The organism is Lysinibacillus alkalisoli, from assembly GCF_014643595.1.
In the GTDB taxonomy this organism is placed as follows: domain Bacteria; phylum Bacillota; class Bacilli; order Bacillales_A; family Planococcaceae; genus Metalysinibacillus; species Metalysinibacillus alkalisoli.
Genome location: NZ_BMJT01000020.1, coordinates 1 through 14409, shown reverse-complemented (window position 1 = coordinate 14409; position 14409 = coordinate 1). Strand labels below are relative to the sequence as shown.

Genomic DNA, 14409 nt, shown 5'->3' with positions numbered 1-14409 from the left:
TGGTTATTCTGCATATGGACAATTACCTGATGTTCAATTCGCTAATTGTTGGGCGCACGTACGCCGCTATTGGTTAAAGGCCGAGAGTAAGAATGGACAAATCGGTGTGCAGTATTGTGACCGATTATTTCACATTGAACGTGAAATCAAACATCTTTCACCAGAGCAACGTGTCCATATTCGGCAACAAAAATCAAAGCCAATCATCGATGAATTTTTTGACTGGATTGATCGCTCACCTTTCTTCGGCAAAAACGCCATTGCGAAAGCAGCTGAATACACATTAAGTCGTAAAGTAGTATTAAGGGTGTTTCTTGAAAATGGGGACGTGGCTATTGATAACAATCCAGCTGAAAATGCGATTCGTCCGAATGTCATCGGTCGAAAAAATTGGCTTTTCTCTGTTAGTGAAGCTGGTGCTCAGGCCAATGCGATTTGTCTAAGCTTGGCGGAAACGGCCAAAGCCAACGGCATTGACTTTTATCAATACTTGGTGAAGTTATTAACGGAATTACCCAACTTACCAATTCACCAGCAACCTGAAACTTTACAGCAGTACTTACCATGGTCTGAAAATATCCAGGCCACATGTGCAAAATAAGCCAACTAGCCGAAAAAAACATCGGCCAGTTGGCTATTCGTCGTGCGTACCATGAAGGTGCGCTATTTTTTATAATTCGGGCTTACTATACACTTATATTGATAAGCTACAGTATTTATTTGTGTTTGCCAAAGATTATTGATTACTGCCACAACTTTTTACCACTGAATGCCAAGGTATTTACCACATAGTGCCAACGTATGTAACAACACGCTAAAATAGCCGTTTATCCTTGCTAATTCAAGGGAAACTCAAGTGGCTTGACACCGAGCCTCTGTGGGTATGATTCTTTCGCAAAAGAACCAGTTGCGTACGTGCTGGCTCTACCAAACAAGGCTACCATGCCCGCCGCTCGGTATAAAGCCTTGCTCCGAACGAGTAATGGTAGAGTTGCTGGCACACATTGGTCTATTACTTGGAAAATGCTGGTACAAAAGATGACAAGGCTGGTACATTTGGTTGGCAGTAATCAATTATATCTAAAATAAAACTTCCCTAGACATAACGCATCCTCTTAACTAAACTTTTGAATAAACATTTCCATATTCAATATTTTCGTTTGTTCATTAAATGCTTTAAATAAAAAGCTCATTTTTTTAAAGGCTGCTCCATCCTCTGTAACAAAGTATTTTGCACCAGAAGCATAAAGAACCATTTTTGAATCCCTTGTTATATTCCCCAATGTATTTTTCTTTTTTAATTTTTCCTTAAATAGCGGATGTAAATCCAACATAATATATGCATTCGTAAGAAGTTCTCCATACGGCACAGATACCTTACCATTTATCCCCAAGTATTTAGTACAGACATTCTTCCAAATTTTTACCAATTCATCTTCTGAATCTATTTCCATTGAATTTATAAAGGGTGTCATATGTTCTATCAAATTGACTGCCATTTCTTTATCAATCCCATATTCACGCTGCATTGTTAATGTTTCTTTTAACTTAGGGATAATATTTCTTAGATTTTTGTAATCATCTACTTCATCAAAGATCTTATAAAATATTTCATTGAGATTGCTAGCCATTATTTCCGGAGTATATATTCCATTGTTTTCTTTTAACATTTGATACAAAGGATGGCTTTCTTCAAGAGTCGCCATATCTATATTAAACTTATGCTGAGGAACATTCTTGACAGGGATGTCTATATTTGAATCATTAACGTTAATCAGGTCATTAAACTCTTTGACCGCTGAACATTTAATCAATACCAAATTACCATCATTCTCTCTTATCCCTAAACCTACTTCTTTACTGATTGATGATAAAAATTTTAAATCTTGATTTACTCTCTCAAGATTTTCTTGTGAATAACTTTGTCTAAGGTCAAGCAAATGTGATTCACAAAAAGGAAAGGCATACTTATTTCCAATTTGTTCAATTATGCGGAAACATTCTTTATCCTTATCTATACTCTGATTACTTCTAGGAGATTTCAAATATTTTATTACATTCCAATCTAATAAAATGTATGGTTTTTTTATGTAATTATTTTCTGAAATTATCACGATTTAGCCCTTTCTTAATTTCACTACTTATTTAAATTTCACTTATCACATCGATATTATCTACTTCTAATTCATTTAAATTCTTTGACCGAAGTTAATCTACTAATTTCCCCTCTAATTAGCATTACTAAATCATAAGAGGTCTTATCTAATTTTTCAAACAAGCCTGATTCAACTTCTATTATTATCTTCTTAATACTACCTTCTCTATCTACTCCGACTAGAACACATAAAGTGTCCTCATTTGGATTGGATTTATCAACGTTATACTATTCATTCATCTTACGATAAAACCGTTGGCAAAAAACGTAATTATGTTATAATCAAATAGATTTGACATGTCTGATTTTTAGGCATCACCCCCGTAGTTTGGTTGCTACGGGGGTTTTAAATTTTAAAAATATCCAGATTTTTTATCAACTAAAGGTAACTTTAGAATTCTTATATTTAAGGTAGTATCCTTTACTTATTTTCAAATCACTTCAAGGAAAATATGTTCTTACTTCAGAAAAATTCTCATCAAAATTCGAAAGTAAATAATCAAGTTTAACTTGATTAGCATTTTCTAATAAAAATTCAGCATTTTGGAGATAGAAAATAACAACCATTTTATCTACACAAGAAATAATAAAATTGAAAACCTTTTCAAACTTTATTTGATTAAAATTAGAATTTCTTATACTTTCTAAATAATGGTGATATTCACTATAATTTGTATCTCTTGCATGGACAATATCACATAATTCCCCATAGAGATTTCGAAATGGATCTTTGTAGGACGTATTTATAAGCCTTTTAAAATCTTTATTTCTAGGTCTTCTTAAAACAAGAGAGATATAATTATTTATTAAATGACTAGTTGCACTTTCAAAGTTATTTGTAAAACCTTCATAATCTTGCAATTGATTTTGAACAACTAAATATTTAGCAAATGTTTCCATACTGTTTCTTAAAATAGTACTGGCTAACTTATACCTATTTTTAGATAGTAGATCCGTTACGTCAATCAAACCATTCAAAGTTTCTAATAAAAAACTTTGAGCTGTAGCTTCCTGAGTTCCACTAATATTAATTATTTCTTTAAAATTATATATACGTTTATGAATGGCTTTGTATTTAGACTTTAATTGTTGATTTATTTCTTTTTCCTCTAATATCATTCCAAAGAAAATAGCAAAATCTTTTTCTGAATTACCCGAATATATATCTTCCACCATATTATTCCTCTCTATTACGATTATTAATAATATCTTTTAACAATGACGAATTATTATCTTTTTTAATCTTTTTATCAGTATTACTCAGAGAATCTGCACCATATAATTTCGCGTGAAATTCCATTAGTTCCTTTTCTACTTCTAAATCATCTTTTGATATTATTAATCTACAAATTCTAGCTGCTAATTGTGTTCTAGAATCATAGAGATAAGGCTTAAACTTGTCCTTTTCATCAAGTTTATATAAGCTTTCAAAAAGATATATATAATTATAAAGATCGCTATTTTTAGGGAAAATATTCTTTGAATAAATCGTTTTTTGTACTACAGCAGTTAGAAATAATCTTTTTTCACTTAATTTGTACTTTTTACTTGTAAATAAGGTGTTAATATCTACTTCAAACATATTTTCCACATCCTAACTTTGCTCAGTTTGCTGAGGAGCGTTTATTCTTGCTAAAACCTCTACTGTTAATTCCTTAATGAATGTATGTAATTCTTCAGCTCTTTTAGTAGTATTACCCGAATTAGCTTCGTAGCTCTCGTAAATTATAGAACGAGCTACAGCTGCTGGGTAATTGTATAACACTGTATCAAAAGCTTTTACAGGAGATTTTACTTCTTCTGACATTGTTTCTTCGAAAAATGCCTCTAAATCGTCTTTGTAAGGGCGTTGTTTATGACTAATACCCGAAGTTGCTGTAGTCTCATTTAGCATTGTATATACAACACCTAAACATTTAAGATCTGTTGCTAAAGATTCAACCTTTTGTTGAAGTAGTTGAGATAGTAACGTAACTCCGATTGTTGAGAAATCATCTAATGCAGTAGGTATCAAATAGTAATTACTTAATCCCAAGGATACTAGCGTTATTTGTCCCCATGTTGGTGGACAATCGAAAATAATATAATCATATTTCTCTTTGATTTTATTCCTATTAAAAAATGCTCCAAGTTTATCCCCTGCTTGAGCATTTACGTCAACAATTAATCTTAAATCACCGGGTATGATATGTAAAAATGCTGTTTTATTTCCGTCTAGTTGTTTTTGTTTAAGCTCAAATATTACGTTAGATTCGTTTCTTGGGTTTTGTTGTCTTGAAATCCCTGGTGACGTTTCCCATATAAATATATCAGCTATTGTTAATCTCTTATCTCTAACAGCAAAGTATTCAGAAATATTTTTATAGTATTTAAATAAACTTTGAGTTGCATTAAATTGAGGGTCAATGTCTATTAATAATACTTTATGACCCAAATTATATAATTCAATTGCTAAGTTCGTAGATAATGTTGTTTTCCCTACTCCGCCTTTCATATTTAGGACTGAAATTGTATGTGCACCCATATATGTATACCTCACTTTTTTACATATTTTACCTTATATATGCTACTTAATCTAAATTTGTACCATTTCTTAAATTAACAAAGAACCTTTTGTGATACAAAAGAGAACTTCAGTATCTCATCTTCTTATAATCTTGAAACACTAAAATTATCCACAAATTAACTACTTTATAGTTCCTTTAATTATAATAAACTATTATAATTAATTTGTAAAAAAGGTAATTAATATATTTTATAGATATTAAATTTTAATTGTTTTACAGAATAAAGATTAAAGGGTGATGTTAATGAGTCAAAAAGCTGTTTTAACTAAATGCGAAGAAAATATAAATAAAGCTCATAAGATTTTAGAAAACCCCAATGTAAACAACATAAATAAAGTTATGATTTCTCCACTCCTAGAACGTGTAAAAAAAATCCAAAAAATTTGTAGTGTTAATTCGTATAATCTATGTTTTATTGGAAAAGTTGAGATAGGTAAATCAACAGCTATTTCTCTTTATAAATAAAGATAAATTAGTACCTGGCGCCAGACTTGCGGAAATTCCTTTATTAAAAATAGGTACAGGACGAACAACCCTCTGTGAAACTGAGGTTGTGTTTTTAAACGACCCAAAACTAAAAATTAAAATAGATATTGAAGGCATTAGTGAACAATAATTAGTAGAAATTGTAAAATCTTGCTGTCTTAAAGTTATTAATAAAGACCCTGAAATAGACTGTTCTAGTGAAATACAACGTGCTATAGAAAATTTATCCAATTTCCCTACAGAACAGGAATCAAGAAAAGCTTATATCGAACAATATATAACAGTCCCAATGGACGAACAAAAAGAATTTTATCAATTAGGGGTCCCGTCACATACCCATCAACCTAAGCACATCAATATCCCAACGTGAAAAAAACGCTATTCTTTTTGTAACATCAATAGTTTACAAGAAAGGATGGCGTTTTTGATGAATCGAATCCTATCGAATGAACTGAATCTTTTCGCACAAGAATTGCGTGCTTGTTTATCTCCGGCAGTGCTTCAAGAGATCGCCAAACGTGTGGGCTTTGTCAAACGTAAAAGTAAGTATCAAGCCAATGAACTCATTGCCCTTTGTGTCTGGCTGAGTCAGGAGATTGGTAGCACATCTCTTATCCAACTATCTAGTCGGTTAGAAGCTTCGATGGGCGTATCGATGAGTGCAGAAGGCTTAAATCAGCGCTTTAACCAGACAGCTGTTGCCTGCCTTCGAGAGGTCTTTCGCACGCTACTTGCACAAAAACTCTGTGCCAACCAATCACTCCCCGACACCTTGCTGTCTCGATTTAAGCGAATCCGTATTTTAGATGCCACCGTTTTTCAATTGCCAGATGCGTTCGCTTGTGAATATCAAGGATCGGGTGGCAGTAGTAACACGGCAGGCGTGAAAATCCAATTGGAATATGATTTACTAAGTGGTCAATTTTTGAACGTACATGTTGGACCGGGAAAAAATAATGATAAAACGTACGGAACGATGTGTCTCAAAACCGTAGAGGCGGGCGATCTCTGCCTGCGCGACCTGGGTTACTTTGATTTAGGCGACTTACAGGCCATTAATGAAAAAAAGGCGTACTATATCTCACGGCTGAAGCTGAATACACGAATTTATATCAAGAATCCTGCGCCAGAAACCTTCAAAAATGGGACGTTGAAAAAGCATACCGAATATATTCAACTCGATATGGCACAACTAATGGAGGGGCTTACATCTGGTGAAACGATCGAAATGCATGAAGCGTATATTGGTCACACGCAAAAACTGCCAACACGTGTCATCATTCATCATTCATCGTTTAACCGACGACCAAACGCAAACACGTTTGAAAAACCAAGCGATTCGTGAAAAGAAGAAGGGCATTGTCATGCAGGAGAAAAGTAAACGGTTAATGGGCATGAACGTCTATATCACCAATACATCACCTGAAGAAGTCCCGACAAATGACGTGCATGCCTTCTATTCATTACGCTGGCAGATTGAAATTTTATTTAAAATATGGAAGTCTTTTTTTGAAATCGATGCCTGTAAAACAATCAAAAAAGAACGCCTCGAGTGCCATTTATACGGACAGCTCATTGGCATTCTTCTCTGTTCATCAACGATGTTTCAAATGCGACAGCTCCTGCTTGAAAAGAAAAAGCAGGAGCTGAGCGAGTACAAGGCGATTTATATGATAAAGGATTACTTTCCGTTATTCTACCAAGCGATGGCAGCTGATGCAGAAGAACTGGTGAACATCCCGCATCGCCTGTATCAGCTGCTTTCAAAAAACGGTCGCAAATGTCATCGCTTTAAGAAAATGACGGTGTTTGATATTTTAGGCATTGTGTATGAAACGACGATAAAGCCTAGACAAGCTGCCTAGCAAAAAAATGCTTTTTTAGGGGCTTATTTGGTATGCTTATTTTTCATACAGTAGCTAGCAACCATGTCGAAACGAGTCAAGTTTCGTTCCTTTTCGTGCTTAGCTTGATGGGTATGTGACGGGCCCCCATTATGACATTATTACCTAGATGAATATCTTCTTTCTAAATTTTTTTAAGAACCAAAGATTATAACGTAAGTAGAAAAGTAGAATTTTCCACTTTTGCGAATAAATTAATTTTATAACACAAGTAGAATTTTCCACTTGTGTTATTTCTACTTTTGGATATAAATAGCTGAGAATCGCATATTAATAGGCTTTGAAGCGTCCAAAAAAAACAGAAAAAAATCCATATTTTACGCATAAGTAGAAATTTCTACTTATCATAGGTAGAAATCAAGTTCACTTTCTCGCATAAGTGGAAAAGTAGAAATTTCCACCTGAAAGCCACTAATGGCGCGCCGAATCTAGCTTTACATTGTTTCTTGAGGATGCTATAGTTAGACGCATAAAAAAGAAAAAGCCATTCCCATTACTGGGAACAGCTTCTTCATAACTTTTTCGGTACAATTATTAACTCTGACATCAATAATTGAACAACTTTCAATTCAATTCAAATAACAAACTAAACTAAAACTGAATTAAAATTGAATACGTCCGTTCTATATGCATATAAAAAGCATTGTGCGCCAACACAATACTACCGCATATAAAACTATTGACTTTAGTATAGCAAGACGATTTTTAAATTTCAATCGTTTTGTGCTTATTTACTATACCTATGTCTTAATTTGACAGTCATTGACGTATTCTCTTATGAAGGGAGAGGACCGCAATGACTGTTTTTTTGTCGTCTTTGCCAGCAGTGTATGATGTGCTATTGCATCAAGGCATTGCTACTTATAAAAAGAAAAATTCAAAAGCGAGCTTGCCACAACGCATTGCTGCAGAACGTGTAGAAAAAACGACACGTCAGGGCGGTATTTTTGTGGTGCGCCAAAAGGAAGACTTTACGCCAACTGGTGTGAAGGGCTTTATTGTCACCTCCAAAGAAGGGTTACTGCAACAGGCTAACCACTTAACGCACTGGACACCGAATGTCTATCGTAATTATCATTACACGGACGCAAAGCGCTCTTATATTTGTGGCTTTGAAGAAAAGCATCTTCAGCAAATTAATACCTTCGTTGTTGATATTGATACACAGCAATACACGCCGCAAGATATCATAATGACCAGCCTAGAAGAAGGCATTGGCGTGCCGACTTTAATTGTGGCATCAACACGAGGTTACCAGGTGTATTATGCGCTAGAACAACCGCTATTTATTTCTAATAAAAATGACTTCCGTAGTTTAACGGTCGCTAAACGTATTGCCGATAATTTAAAGCGCAGTTTACAACAGGTAGCTGCCGATACGTACTGTAATGATTTTGGCTTTTTTCGCATTCCTAATGAACATAATATTGTGTTTTGTCAGTTAGAGCAGCGCTACCGCATTGCAGATTTAATTGATTGGTCTATGCGTCAAGATGATGACGTACAGCGACCGTTATTTGTAGTGCCGACAAAGCAGCAAGACGTAGCACTTACAAAAACAGCATGGTTTAAAGCACTTTTACATACAACAAAACTTAAAGGGCAAAAAGGCATTTTAGGGCGAAACAATACGATGTTTACGCTCGCTTTAGCATGCTTTAGCGAGGGTTTAGAAAAAGCACGTGCAGAGGATTTACTCGATCAGTTAAATTACGATCAATCCCAACCACTTAGCACAGCAGAAATTGATACCATTTTAACTTCAGCTTACTCAGGAAAATACCGTGGCCCGAAGCAAGAATATATCCGAGCTTTATTAGTCGAGTACGTACCAAACGGCCAGACGATTCCGATTGAGCTTGGCAATCGGAATTGGTATAAATTTAAAAAGCCTCGTGAAGAACGTAAGCGTAGTCATTATGACGAATGGGAAGCTGACATCATCGCCTATATCACAACGCAAAAACAGCCGTCAGAGCCGTTTATTTGGCGTACTCAAAAGGAGTTATGCGAAGCAGTAGGCATTTCGCAGAGTTCTTTAAATGCCTTATTACAAACATCAACTAAACTTATGAAGACCGTAACAGGTAAGGGGCGTGCAGCTAAAACAGGCTGGACAACGGTTCAATTATTCCTTGAAACGATTATGACTGTGCAACAACAAACGAAACAAGCGTATCGCAAGTATATTACGTTATTGATAGCAGACTGGGTAGCCATCTTAGCGCCTATTGCGGGGTACGAAAAATGCGTAACAGCTGTGTACAATTATCAAGAGAACGTGTTATTAAAAGATACTAGTTAATTAATACTCCAGTCTGCCTTACATATTTCTTTTTTCCTTTTGGTTTTTAGATTGAGGGAGCATTCCTGTTAGAAGAATTTTCAGGGATTTGAAAACAAAAAAGCCCTCTCGTATGATGTTTGAGTGTCAACCAGACAATTGACTCGCACACCTACAGAGAGGACTTACAATCATGAATTTTAATACGAATGAAAAAATTAATCAAGTTTCTGAAAATACGTTAGTCATCGGCATCGACATCGCGAAGCACAAACATTTTGCTTGTGCGGTAGATGATCGTGGTCGTGTGCTCCAAAAATCCTTTCCGATTTTCCAATCGCGCATTGGATTTGAAGCGTTTTACGAACGCCTACTTGCGCTCAAACAGGCGCATGAAAAACAAGAAATCCTTGTTGGTTTTGAGCCAACAGGTCACTACTGGATGAACTTAGCTGCGTTTCTTACACAGTACGGGATTCCGTTCGTGATGGTCAATCCGATGCACGTCAATCGCTCGAAAGAACTCGACAACAACCTGCAGACGAAAAACGACCAAAAAGACGCACTTGTCATCGCCCGTTTAATGCGCGATGGACGCTTCAGCTATCCTCGTATTTTAGAGGGTGTCGAGGCAGAACTGCGTAACGGAGCGACGCTCCGTGCGAAAATACAAGAAGATTTAAATGCGCTTCATAATCGAATGATTCGTTGGTTAGATCGCTTCTTTCCAGAGTTCACACATGTGTTCAAAAACTTTGTAAAGATGGCTTTTGCGGTACTTGAAAAAACGCCGTTACCCATCGATATTCAAGGAAAAACCCCAGAAGAATTACTTTTCCTTTATCGCCAAGTAGAGGGGATGAAAAATCCTCATCTCACGAAAGCTAAACAATTAATCGAGCTTGCGCCACAATCGATTGGACTGCAAGAAGGACTTGTGATGGCCCGATTTGAAATTGCCACACTTCTCACGCAGTATCATATGATGCAAGCACAGCTCGATGATTTATCAAACAAGCTCTCAGAGCTTGCCCATCAAATGACAGATTATGATTATCTCGCATCGGTGCCAGGTATTGGTGACGTGACAATCGTTGAATTACTGTCTGAAGTCGGTTCACTCACGCAATATGAACATCCACGCCAACTCATTAAACTAGCGGGACTTACATTACGTGAAAATTCATCTGGTCAGCAGAAAGGGCAAAAACGGATCTCCAAACGAGGGAGACGCAAATTAAGGGCTCTCCTGTTCCGTGTTATGATGCCATTGATTCGACATAATCCAGCGTTTAAGCAATACCATGAATATTACACTTCACGCACGGTCAATCCACTTCGCAAGAAGCAATCGATTGTCGTGTTATGTGGAAAGCTACTCAAGATTTTACATGCCTTGTGCAAAAAGAAACAGCGATTTAACGAACAACAAATGATGAAGGATTTCACCACGCTTCAAGCAGCTGCCTAAGCGTCATTTACGTCCGTCAAAACAAGAGGATGACACGGAGAAGCCGGCACTATTCATCACTTACGACCGTTCAGTGTATTTGAATGAGTCCCTAAAGGAGCATCGCCAGCCTCTGCCTTATGAATAGACCGAACGAAGGAATGTACGCGCAACCAGACGCCTAGAGACACGGGAGGGTCCGTCATCATAAGCAACGCAGAGATCTACATGTGCATCTATATACAGCACAGGATCAGAGGATTCATTACCAATTAATGGTTCATCCTTTAGCGGAGCGTTTGGACTAATTGTAAGAAAAAACAAGAATTACAAAATAACGATAGATGTACGTGTCGAAAAAAATTTTTAAGACACTTAAATATGGCGTCAGCCATTGATACATCAACATTTATAGAGGGAGCATAACTCTAGCAATTAGTTATGTTCCTTTTTCCTAATGGTTACGATATATATGTATCATTTCACGTTTTGTTTTACCGTTAGTTCCGAATACATCAAATCTGTAACCCAAATCGATTCGATATAAATCAGTTTTTATGTAAGATTGATGTATTTTTTCTTTAGGATAGCATTTAACTACGGCCTTATATTTTTGAATTAGTCTTTGTTTGTTTTCTGCTCCATCTTCGGTAGGGATAATTATAGTTATATTCTTCCCTTTAATATGTGGATAGATATATTCTTGGAAATTCTTCTCATTATTAGGGTTTGAAACTAAGTAAGCATCTTGAATCTCAACATTATCGCCCTTTAAAAAATTTACTAAATACTTAGCTAGTAATTGAGCATCTTTATTTTCTTCAATTTGTAGTTGAATAGAAGTTTCATAAACAGAAAACCACTTTTTAAGACGACCGAACTTAGTAAGGATATCTTGTACATCATTTAAAGTGATTAAATTTTCTTTAGGCTTTTTTATGTCTTCAATAGAATTGTATCTAAATGTTCTTGGTACAGGCCTATCGAAATTTCCAATAAGTAAACTATCTGATACTTCTTGATGAGCATGAAAGTAAATATTTTGTTCAGGTGCACTAGGGGATACTTTTTCAATACTGATATTACTTCCATTACTATGAGCATTATTTATCAGCCATCCTTGAAGTAACTCATTAATACCTCTAGCAGAAAAATATACTTCAAAATCTTCTTTAATACTTCGAGTGAGAACAATTTGATGACGGGATAATCTCGAAATGATATGCTCACTTCCATGTTCTAAGACTGAGGGTTTAAAATTATATTCTAGTACTTCAGGTGAAACTACAAGTTTAGTTATCAATTTAATCCCCCCACATCAAATTCATCAATTTACTTGAAAGATTGTATGCTACATCATAAAATCCCTTAGGAAATTCTCTTGTGAATTGTCCATTATAATCTAAAGATAAATCTAAAACATTTGTACCTTTAGGCGTTTGGTCAAAATAGAATATACCAACATCTTTAGGAGAAATTTTCCCTTCAGCAACTAATATTTGAATTTTTTGCAATAAAAATATACTGTGAGTTTCGATGAAGAATGTTTTATTATCTTGTATTATTTGATTAACAAATAAGTCAGCTAATTTTGATTGAGCATTAGGATGAATATGGCTTTCAGGCTCTTCGATTACTATAACAGAGTTTTTAGGTGTAATTATCGATTCTACAATTACAGGTAGAATTTGTGCAGTCCCAGTTCCTACGTCTACTATATTAGATAAAACATCCGTATATTTATTTTTTATACTAAGTGAAAAACGATTTACAGATGGTTGAACAATTTCTAATCCATTTGCTATATCGAATTCTTGAAGCCAACTACTAATAGATTTTCTCAGGTTATTTTTATGTTGGTCTGGGTCACGATACAAACTTAATATAGCAGGTATTAAATTCTGACCTTTATAACCAACGGATTTTGCTGTGTCATTAGAAACAATTTCGATTCGATTAGGATCAGTTCTAAAAGGACCTAGGTGGTAAAAATCTTTGAAATATAATTGAAGTTCAACAGAAACACTTGCCAATGCAGTGAATACATATAGGACTAATTTTTTTGTTTGGTCATCAATATGGTCTAATTTACTCGAATTAAATTTAAATAAAATTCCAGATGGTACAAAAATATTAGCAATTTGGATTTTATTATCATCCTGATGTAAGTAATAAGAATTTTTTTCTTTAATTAGGCTTATTTTTTGTCCATCTTTTTGCATAAATATTAAAGAAGAAATTGTATTTTGATTTGAAGAAGTGGACTTGATTTGTACTTCAATATTTATAACAGGATTAGCCATATAAGTGGTATAAAGAGTGTGTATGATTTCATTTAAAATATTTAAATCTTGATAACCTTCAATAAATGAGATGATGGCATTTTTAACTATTATTGTTCTATTTGTGTTTAAGAAATCCTTATCTTGCTCTAACCCAATATTGAAAGTAATAGTTTTATTCATAAATCCACCGTTTACTAGTGTTTTAAAATCTCCAATACGTTCATTAAATATAATGGGTTCGTTACTCTTATTATTTTCAATATTATCTTTTAAAATATTTAAAGCCTTTATATAACTAGATTTTCCAGAACTGTTTGGTCCCAAAAAAAGATTTAATTTTTTAAACTCTATATCACTAGAAACTTGATATGGTTTAAAATTGGTTAATCCTAAGCCAGTAATCATTTAATTACCCCTCCTGATTTCTATTCAATAATTTAATAATATCGCTTCTTATCAATAAAAAGTAGAAGATTTTCTGTTTTAACGAAATTTCGTTGACAAATATAATTCAATAAAGTATTATCCAATACAGAGCTTGTAAACATGCTCTGTATTTTTTATTGCAGCGGATACTTGCTGGGCTGTTCCGTAAGCCCGAAATATAAAAAAACGGCGCACCTTTCCGGTACGCACGACGAATGGCCAGCTAACTGAAAATTTTTTCGGCTAGCTGGCTATTTTGCACATGAGGCTTGTATATTCTCCGACCACGGCAGATAGTTATGTAAAATTTCAGGCTGCTGATGAATTGGTAAATTTGGTAATTCTGTTAGTAGCTTGACCAGGTATTGATAAAAATCGATGCCGTTTGCTTTGGCCGTTTCCGCTAAGCTTAAACAAATCGCATTTGCTTGCGCACCTGCTTCACTCACAGAGAAAAGCCAATTTTTTCGTCCGTTGACATTTGGACGAATCGCATTTTCAGCGGAGTTATTATCAATCGCTACGTTCCCATCCTCAAGAAACACCCTTAATGCCGCTTTGCGACTTAACGTATATTCAGCTGCTTTCGCAATGGCATTTTTACCGAAGAAGGGCGAGCGATCAATCCAGTCAAAAAATTCATCGATGATTGGCTTTGATTTTTGTTGCCGAATATGGACACGTTCCTCTGGAGAAAGATGTTTGATTTTACGCTCAATGTGAAATAATCGGTCACAATACTGCACACCGATTTGTCCATTCTTACTCTTGGCTTTTAACCAATAACGGCGTACGTGCGCCCAACAATTAGCGAATTGAACATCAGGTAATTGTCCATATGCAGAATAACCA

At 35.1% G+C, this 14409-nt stretch carries 11 protein-coding genes and 1 pseudogene; 5 read left to right on the top strand and 7 right to left on the bottom strand.

Annotated elements, in window-relative coordinates:
- On the top strand, positions 1 to 601 hold a 601-nt coding region (locus tag IEW44_RS15660; RefSeq protein WP_188616002.1), incomplete at its 5' end, for an IS66 family transposase.
- Positions 602 to 1115: 514 nt separating this feature from the next.
- Here IEW44_RS15660 and IEW44_RS15655 read toward each other — a convergent pair.
- From IEW44_RS15655 to IEW44_RS15640, 4 genes are all read right to left on the bottom strand, one after another.
- Positions 1116 to 2114 (bottom strand): hypothetical protein, encoded by a 999-nt coding sequence (locus IEW44_RS15655; protein ID WP_188616001.1) that lies wholly within the window; start codon positions 2112 to 2114, stop codon positions 1116 to 1118.
- Positions 2115 to 2596: 482 nt separating this feature from the next.
- Positions 2597 to 3331: a hypothetical protein gene (locus IEW44_RS15650; protein ID WP_188616000.1), complete on the bottom strand. Its 735-nt coding sequence runs from the start codon at positions 3329 to 3331 to the stop codon at positions 2597 to 2599.
- 1 nt (position 3332) lies between these two features.
- Entirely contained in the window at positions 3333 to 3737 is a 405-nt protein-coding gene (locus IEW44_RS15645) for a hypothetical protein (protein ID WP_188615999.1), read from the bottom strand.
- Between the two features lie 12 nt (positions 3738 to 3749).
- Complete coding sequence (locus IEW44_RS15640) at positions 3750 to 4679, bottom strand: ParA family protein (protein ID WP_188615998.1); 930 nt, start codon at positions 4677 to 4679, stop codon at positions 3750 to 3752.
- Between the two features lie 286 nt (positions 4680 to 4965).
- Here IEW44_RS15640 and IEW44_RS15635 point away from each other — a divergent pair, with 286 nt between their 5' ends.
- The 4 genes and pseudogenes from IEW44_RS15635 (at position 4966) to IEW44_RS15620 (ending at position 10867) form a co-directional block, all read left to right on the top strand.
- Positions 4966 to 5187, top strand: coding sequence for a hypothetical protein (locus IEW44_RS15635; RefSeq protein WP_188615997.1), 222 nt, complete (start codon positions 4966 to 4968; stop codon positions 5185 to 5187).
- 448 nt (positions 5188 to 5635) lie between these two features.
- Positions 5636 to 7073, top strand: a pseudogene (locus IEW44_RS15630) (IS4 family transposase).
- Positions 7074 to 7908: 835 nt separating this feature from the next.
- Complete coding sequence (locus IEW44_RS15625) at positions 7909 to 9417, top strand: primase C-terminal domain-containing protein (protein ID WP_188615996.1); 1509 nt, start codon at positions 7909 to 7911, stop codon at positions 9415 to 9417.
- A 172-nt stretch (positions 9418 to 9589) separates the two neighbouring features.
- Positions 9590 to 10867, top strand: a complete 1278-nt coding sequence (locus IEW44_RS15620; protein WP_188615995.1) for an IS110 family RNA-guided transposase — start codon at positions 9590 to 9592, stop codon at positions 10865 to 10867.
- A 433-nt stretch (positions 10868 to 11300) separates the two neighbouring features.
- On the opposite strand, the gene IEW44_RS15615 is transcribed toward IEW44_RS15620, so the two are convergent.
- From IEW44_RS15615 to IEW44_RS15605, 3 genes are all read right to left on the bottom strand, one after another.
- A complete protein-coding gene (locus IEW44_RS15615) occupies positions 11301 to 12149 on the bottom strand; it encodes a hypothetical protein (RefSeq protein WP_188615994.1) in 849 nt (282 codons plus the stop codon).
- A gap of 1 nt (position 12150) precedes the next feature.
- On the bottom strand, positions 12151 to 13536 hold the full coding sequence (locus IEW44_RS15610; RefSeq protein WP_188615993.1) for an AAA family ATPase: 1386 nt from the start codon (positions 13534 to 13536) through the stop codon (positions 12151 to 12153).
- Between the two features lie 272 nt (positions 13537 to 13808).
- Positions 13809 to 14409, bottom strand: a 601-nt coding sequence (locus IEW44_RS15605) for an IS66 family transposase (protein WP_188615992.1), incomplete at its 5' end; no start/stop codon positions are given.